The 8,077-nt window shown below is 47.6% G+C and carries 3 protein-coding genes and 1 pseudogene; 1 reads left to right on the top strand and 3 read right to left on the bottom strand.

The window, feature by feature from the left end; translation table 11 throughout:
• Positions 1-74: 74 nt before the first annotated feature.
• The 3 genes and pseudogenes from QUA90_RS20145 to QUA90_RS20135 form a co-directional block, all read right to left on the bottom strand.
• Positions 75-347: pseudogene (locus QUA90_RS20145) on the bottom strand (Rpn family recombination-promoting nuclease/putative transposase); the annotation flags it as partial.
• Positions 348-465: 118 nt separating this feature from the next.
• Positions 466-831, bottom strand: coding sequence for a hypothetical protein (locus tag QUA90_RS20140; RefSeq protein ID WP_333447356.1), 366 nt, complete (start codon positions 829-831; stop codon positions 466-468).
• A 173-nt stretch (positions 832-1,004) separates the two neighbouring features.
• A complete protein-coding gene (locus QUA90_RS20135) occupies positions 1,005-7,658 on the bottom strand; it encodes a translocation/assembly module TamB domain-containing protein (protein WP_333447354.1) in 6,654 nt (2,217 codons plus the stop codon).
• On the opposite strand from QUA90_RS20135, the gene QUA90_RS20130 reads away from it, so the two are divergent.
• The gene (locus QUA90_RS20130; protein ID WP_333447352.1) at positions 7,657-7,881 is read left to right on the top strand and encodes a hypothetical protein; all 225 of its coding nucleotides are present in this window, start codon (positions 7,657-7,659) and stop codon (positions 7,879-7,881) included. The two genes, QUA90_RS20135 and QUA90_RS20130, sit on opposite strands and share 2 nt — an antisense overlap.
• Positions 7,882-8,077: the final 196 nt, after the last annotated feature.

The raw sequence follows: 8,077 nt of genomic DNA, 5'->3' as shown, positions 1-8,077 counted from the left end.
TTTCCTAGCGGGTTCACTATTTTTATTAATTTTACCTCATTTTTAAATAGTCTCATACTTATTTGAAATGACTATACTACCCGTTTTTCAAAGGCGGCGACGTTGAGGACCTGCATTTCTACAATCACGGTTTTGTTGCCGGTAATCTTGGCTTTGACATCCAGGTAAGTGTCTTTCAATCCTGTAACGCTTCCCGCTGAATAAGGGTCAATTATTTCTAATTCTTGGATGGTTGGTTCTCCGTTATACAGCATTGCATTTAGGAAGCTGATTAAAATTTCTGGGTGTTCGGAAGAACAGAAGATTCTTTTGAATGCAAAGTCTGTTTTGGGGCTGATGAAACGCATATTATAGAAGGAAGAGGGAAGAGGGAAGAAGGAAGAAGGAAAATGCAATATTTTAGGAATTTTTAGGTGGGTAGTTGCGCTTTAGCACGCTTAGCGCAACTACGAAGTTTTTCAATTATCAGCCTGTGGCTTGAGTAGTAGTTGCAGGCGACATAACTAGCTTTCCAGTTATATCCATTGTTGCCAGTTTCAGCACTTCATTAAAAGCTAAACCCCGAATTTTGAGTTCCCACCGAATGCCTTTTGCTTTCATTCGCTTGGCTTTCCGCATATCGACATCAGCAGCTTTTTGATGCAAGAGCAAATATTTCATTGCTGCTGTAGCTTCGACTTTCGTGGGAAATGCAATATAAGTGATAAATCCGCCGTCCCAGTGATTGGCGTTGCGGACGCTGCTGATAGTCGCAACTCTCGGACTAAAGCGGTTCCAGTAAAAGTCGCTGTAGCCGATCGACTCTGTTTTTACTTGGAGTTTGTTTGCCATTTGACTTAACTCCTATAACCTTGTGTGCGGGGTTGGTAGTACCAATTTGCTGCTGTTACTATTATAGCAAATTATTCAATAATGGGGAATTGGAAATTAGGAATTGATGACTGTTAACTTTTGGCTGATGACAACAGCCAACAGCCAACTGTCAACTGTCAACTGCCAACTGACTAAAACCTCAATTCATATTCAGCAGTGACGCGGTTGTCTCCTTGAAAATTACTGGAACTCCTGAGTAAAAGTTTATCGCTCAATCGATAACGCACAGTAAATTCTGTCGGTTGATTTGCTGACAAAACTCGAATGATTGATGCTGAAATATTGCGTGTGATGTCAAACCCAACTTCTAAACCTAAACCGAGAGAACCCGCACCTGAACTGGAACTAGCACTTTGTGCTTCGTTGCCTCTAATCCGAGTGGGAAATAAGCGAAATTCGCTCAATCCTGTGGCGTTTGTAACCGCAGATTGAAGGTTGTTCAATAAACCTGCACCGGCTAAATTTGCGATCGCCAGTGTACTGTCTCCCTGTCCCAAAGTCTCCACGAAACTGCCGCCTAACAGCGCTACAATCTCTATTTCCGATCGACTCGGAGAACTCCTCAACTCCAGATTTTCCCCCAACTGAGAAGCCCTTCCCTGCACTAACGCTTGAACTCGGACACTCCGCACATTGCCGAAAGTTGTGGGTTCGTCTGCTATTTCAGAAGCTACAGATGTGCCGGGAATGCGGAACCGCGTTACTTCCTGCACCGAAGTTGCTAATCTCACATCCAGGGTCGGATCGAGTCCTTGTGTTGGTACAAAGGTCGCAGTCTGGGGGTATCCTCGATCGAGTCTAAACTGCGTCGTAAACAAATTCACCGACCCGGAAGTCAACCGAATCGTACCCTCCGGGCGAAGGTCATCTAAAGTTCCATTCACCGTCAAGCCCCCAGTCGCCTGAAAACTTAATATCGGCGCACTCGTTACCCGAATTCCCCGGCCCAAATTCAGCCGCAAATCGTTCAATCCAACTTCAAAGGAAGGGGAAGTCGGAGTCGCAGGGGAAGGAGAAACATCAGTCGCAGGGGAAGCAGAAACCTCAGTCGCAGCGGAAGGAGAATCAGAATCAGAAGCAGAAGAGGAAGAAGCTAACTGAGTTGTGCCGCCGGGACTCCGGAGAAATACTTCACCGTCATACAGTTCAATATTACCGCTCAACTGCGGGCGCCTAGCCGTGCCCCTTGCCTGCACTTGACCAACAACGCCACCGCTGTACAATCCTCTCAGGTTCACTGCCAACTTGTCGAGATTCACAGCCAGGGGATTATCCGCATCGACATCGCCCTCCGCGAAGGGCACAGACAGCGGAATTACACCCTGGGCCACAACTTGTCCCTGACTCAACTGTCCCCGAATTCCCTCTACCCGAATACGATCGCCCTCAAAGCGCACCGTCCCAGTTAGCCCTGTCAGCGGTTCTGGGAAGGCTTGCGCGCGGACGGTTGCATTTTCAAAATTCGCAATTCCTTGCGCTACAGGGTCTTGCAGCGTTCCTCCCACGCGAATTTGCACCTGTCCCTTGCCGCTGACCCACGCAACTTGCGGAGTCAATACATTAATAATTGCCAAACCTTCATTTTGCAAATTCGCCCTCAAATCGATTTGATTGCTGTCAGCTTTCACGGCTGCAAACGGCAACTCAAAAGGCAAACTTCCGGCGACTTCAATCGGTTCGGTTTGAGTTACCAAAGCGCTGCCGCCAAAATTCAGGCGGGCATTGCTGTAACTGAAACTGCCGTCGGCTTGTTTAATCGGTTCTCCGTTTAACGTACCGTCAACCAAACTCAATTCTCCGGTGGCTTGCGGGTTTTGCAAACTGCCGGCCAAATTCGCCCGCAAATTCAAATTTCCCGTGACATCCACAAAAGGCAATTCCACCAGTTTTGCCAACTCTTCCACGGGCACATTTTCTACCCGCAACTGCCCGGATTGAGCTTTTTGCCCAAGTTGTCCCGAAAAGCCGATCGCACTTTTGCCCGATCTAATTTCCAAAGGCAAAACAGTTAAGATCCCGTCCTGAAAACTGCCTTCAAGGCTGAACGTTTCAGCGACATATTCTCCCCACTGCCAGTTATCACCTTTCACATTAAATTGAGCTTCCACACCCGTTTGCAAAGAACCGGCGACAGCAATTTCCGCGCCAAAAGTGCCTTGCAATTGGGATAAGGGAGGCAATTTTTCTGATGTTTCCACTGCTTGCTGCTGCTGCAAAAGTATTTCAATTTCTGCCAAACGGCGCAACTGTTCGATTAGCGGGGCTTCTGGTTCTCCGACTGCTACAGTTTGCACGTCGCCACTGTCACCGTAAACAGGAGGTTTTAGGCCTCTCGCCAAGTCGCCTAAATTGAAATATTGCAAAGCGGTTAAAACCTGCTGCAAATTGCCTTGCTGGACGTTAACTTTCCCGGCAAATTGCGGGTTTTTGCCTGTTTGAACATTACCGGAAATTAAGTATTGACCGCTGCCTTGGCGGAATATGCCATTTGTGAGAGTGGCGCTGCCGTTAGCGTAGCTGAATTCGGCTTGGAAACTGTCACCTTTAATGTAGCCGATCGCCGGTTGGGCGATCGCAATTTGTCCGCTTGCTTGCAAAGTCGCCGGATTTAACGGCATCTTCCAACCGGGGACATTTACTTGTCCCGAAACCGTACCAGTTATCGGCCCCAAACCTGCCTCTTTCCCAGGTGATAGATTCAAAGCAGCGAGGGGAAAATCGCTTAAATTAACTCGCAAAGTTTCTCCCTGGGTTTGGCCCCTAGCCACGGATTCCCCGCGTTGAATTAAGAAAGATGTCGGCAAAAAAGATTGATTTAAAGCTACTTCGATTTTGTCGCTGGCGCCGGCCAAACGCAAATCTACACTTTTCCCAGCATCCGCATTCACACTCCCCGCCAGTACCGGGTCAAAAGCGATTTGATTTACTGCTAAATCCCGCACTTCCACGTCGCCAACTAAGCTGAGGGCGGCGAGGGTTCCGGTGAGGCTGCCGGTAAAATCGACATTGCCGCGCAGGGGCTGGTTTTGCTGTGAGGAATTTTTGTCCGCAATTGTAGACAAAAATCCTAGTTGTTCTGCTGGTAAGGCTGCCAGATTAAAGTTGGCGAGTCTGACATCCAAATCTAAGTTGGAAATTGAGGGCCCTCCTTTACCTTCGAGTTCGACGTTAACAAAGCCGTTTGCTGTCAAACCGGGAGTTGTGGCGTTCTCAATTTCCACTCGTTTGCCGTCCCAATTAAATACTGCCTCGAAAGGTTGTTTCAAAAACGGCAATTCCGAGATGCGGAAACTGCCGCCGGCGCGAACTGTTTGTGGGGAACCGGCAATCGGGCCGGATAAATTGATATTGCCGTTAAACAGTCCTGCAAGCTGGGGGAGATTTTGGGTACTGGAGACTACACCTCCGGTTTGCAAGCTTTGGCGCTGGGCTTCAAAGGCTTGCTGGAAGCGACTTAGAGCAATTTGCTCGCCCTCAATAGACGCGCGCCAATTCCCGGATTCTGCGCTGCCTTTAGCATTGACAATTCCTCCGCCGTTGGCGAGTCGAATTTGTCCGTCGCCGTTGGCGGTGATGTTGTTGGCGGTTAGATTATCTACTGTTCCCAAAATGCGGACTTGGCCGTTGAGGGTTCCGTTTATTTCTGGCGGTAAATCCGCTGTCAGCAAACCTGTTTGTTTGAGGGTTTGTTCTAAATTACTGACGGCAATTCCGTTGGTTTCTAGCAATGCTTGCAAGTTGCCGTTTTCTAATTTGGCCGTAGTATCGATCGCCCCGAGTCGATCGACCACAATCACTCCTTCTCCGCTAGCATTAATTCCCTTCGCTGTCAAGTTATCCAAACTACCCGCTGCTTGGAATTCGCCGTTAACTCTGCCGTCAAATCCTTTAGGCAAAGTCGCCGTTAGTGGAAACAGTTGGAGATTGCGAACAGTTTGTTCTAAGCGACTGAGAATAACTCGATCGGCATCGGCGAAAGCTTGCCAGCGTCTGTCTTCTAATTTACCTCTAAAAGCAAGAGTACCGTCCCCTATATTGAGTTTCCCGCTGCTGCTGACGCCTATGTCGGCGGCGGTTGAATTATCAAGACTACCGCTGGCTTGAATTTGATTGGATATTTGTCCGTCAAGCGATTGGAGATTTTGGATTTGGGATTTTAGATTGTTGATATTGGCGACTGTTTGGGGATTGTCAGCAGCGAAAGCTAAGCCAACATCTAACAGGGGCAATCCTAAATCTCCTAAGCGTTTGATGGAAGTGCGATCGGTTTCTGCGGTTCCCTGCCAGTTTCCGGCTACCAATTCTCCTTTTAAATTAACATCACTGCCGGCAAGATTGAGTCTGCCGTTGCCGCTGGCATTGATGCTGCTAGCCGTCAAATTGTCAAGACTTCCCGATGCTGTAAATTGACTCGATAGCAGTCCGTCAATCGATTTTAGATTTTGGATTTTGGATTTTAGATTGTTGAGATTGGCAGATTGCTGATTTTCGGGACTAAATGCTGAAGCCACATCTAAAATCGGCAGTGTCAAATCTACTAAGCGGTCGATGGAAGTGCGATCTGTTTGTGCTGTTACTTGCCAGTTTCCCGCTACCAATTCTCCGTTTAAATTCACATTGCTGTCGGCAAAATTGAGCCTACCGTTGCCACTAACATTGATTCCGCTAGCAGTCAAATTATCAACATTGCCCCCCACTCGAAATTCACCTGCTAGCTGCCCGCCAATCGATTTTAGATTTTGGATTTTGGATTTTAAATTGTCTACATTTGCGGTCGTTTCCCCTGTTAAAAACGGCAATCCAATATCAATTAATTGATTAACAGCTACTTTATCAGTGTTGCCAATAACTTGCCAGTTACCCGATTCTAGTTCGCCATTAACATCAACAATACTGTCAGCAATATTCAGCGTTCCTTTGCCCGTCGCAGCGATCGCATTTAAACTCAAATTGTCCAGAGTTCCCGCAGCTTCGGCGGTTCCGCTGAACAAACCTGCTAGTTCAGGAGGCAAATTAAGGTCGGGCAGGACTTGCTGCAAACTGTTGAGATCCACACCATTGCCCTCGATCAAAGCTTGCCACTGACGGTCTTTTAACGCAGCATCCACGTTCACAGAAGCGTCGCCAATTTTCACAACCGTATTTTGCAAATCCGCCGAATTTCCTCCGGCTCGAATTTCGCCCGCTGCAGGGAAAGTTCCTTGCGGTGCTTGCCATTGAACTCTCGCTTGAATGTTGTCTAACGGGCCGAAAATTTGAGCTTTTGCGGACACCGTGCCAATATTAACACTAGCAGGAATTGGGAGATCGTAAATTTGGGCGATCGCGTCTCCGGGTACATTTTCAGCTTGCAAGTCAAACACTAAACCCGATCGCGAATTCTCCTTTGATAAAGCTAGATCGACTTCACCTTTGCCGCCAATTTTACCACCCGCCGCCGGCACTACCAAAATATCGCTCACAGTCAAAGCTAAAGAGGAAAACGGGGGAATAGAAGATTGAGAATTGGGAGTTGGGGTTTGAGCCATTCTCCCGCGTTCCAATTTGAAATTAGTGCTAATATTGTTTAATTGCAGTCGATCGACCGTAGTAGGTTTTGTCGAGGCGATCGTACCTGTCAGCACCGGCATTGCAACTGTTCCAGTCAGCTTGGCATCCGCCTTCACTTCCCCCGCCACAGCCACGGGTAATACTACTTTCTTCCCTAACTCTGTCTCCACCGCACTGACAACACTTGCCAAAGCGACTGGTTGCACGTTCGTTGTCAGATTGAAGCTAGCGTTCTCCAAATTAAAATTGGTTCCAGTGGCAACTGTTCCTGCTATTCTAAGCGGAATTAAACCGTAATTAGCCGCCAGACTATCGACAATCACATTAGTTCCCTGAAACCGCAACTGACCGCTGCTATTTTGTATGATTTGTTTCAGCGGGGAAATACTCGCTTGCACTCCCCCAAAACTAGCCACTCCGGTAATTCCCGATACTTTATTATCTCGCAATTGCACGGTTAAATTGCCATTAGCCAGACCTTTTTGTAAATAAATGCCGGGAAGTTTTAGCAAGCGAGCGAGGTCGGGCAAAGGCAAATTTTGACCTTGCAACTGCACGTTAGTTTGAGCGGCAGGTAAAATAGAATCAGCTTTAAGTATAAAATTATCGCTGTTAGTAAACTGACCGTTTAGTTCGTAGAGAACGCGCTGATTTTGATCGCGAAATAGAGCACTGCCATTTTTCAAATTTACAGAAATCGGAGCCGAAGTTTTCTGCCCGACAGCAGGATTCGGCACCAAAACTGCGGCGGCATTTTCAGCTCGAATTGCCTCAACTTCAGTTTTAAATAAACCCGGAGATTTTTGCTCCCTAGTTGGAATATTAACCCAGCGGCCCTCAGCCTCCTGTTCGATATAAGCGTTGGGTTTAACTAAGGTAATATCTAATTTGAGAGTGCGGTTGAACAGCAGTGGCCAGATTGAAAATTGCACTTCCACTGCTTCTGTAGAAGCGTAATCGGGATCGGTAGGAGTTGCAGGTAAAGTCGATCGACCAAACCGCAAACCTGTCAGAGAAAATCCCTCCAAACGTCCGAGTTGCACAGGTCGCTTCAGCAACTGACTGACTTCCGTTTCCACCAAAGGAGCTAACTTTTCCCGCACCCACTGGTATCCTACCGCCGCCCCCACCAAGGCGAGAATACTTAATCCCGTACCGCTAAGCAGCAGCAGACGCCACCAGCGGCGATGGGGACGGGGTGCGAGTTGATTTTTGTTATCGTCCGAGTTAGTCATGGGTGTTTCTCAAAAATCAGAGAATTCAGGAATTATAGGAAATCAGCCGATTTTAGACAGGTATAATCTCTGTGATTCGCCAGGGTGGCTTCTGCCTTTGGTAGACTCAGAAGTGAGGTCGGAAGTGCCGATCGGGCCCAACGAAGGCAAAAGGCACGTCCCACTCCAGGGTAGACTCCAGAAACCTTTACCGAACTTAATCAAAACACGCAACATCACCTAAAACCAAGTCCTCCAACTCCTCCAAATCCTCTAGATTCCCCCCGCAGTGCAGGATCGGTGGTCAATCTAAAATCTAAAATATAAAACCAAGTAGTCCAAATGCCCCAACTCCTTTCGATCCCGCCGGTGCAGGATCGGTGGTCAATCTAAAATCTAAAATATAAAATTTAAAATCGGTTGCCCGATCGCTTCTAAGA

The sequence above is a fragment of the Microcoleus sp. D3_18_C4 genome, from assembly GCF_036702355.1.
Classification (GTDB): Bacteria; Cyanobacteriota; Cyanobacteriia; order Cyanobacteriales; family Microcoleaceae; genus Microcoleus.
This window is presented reverse-complemented; position numbering and strand designations above follow the sequence as displayed.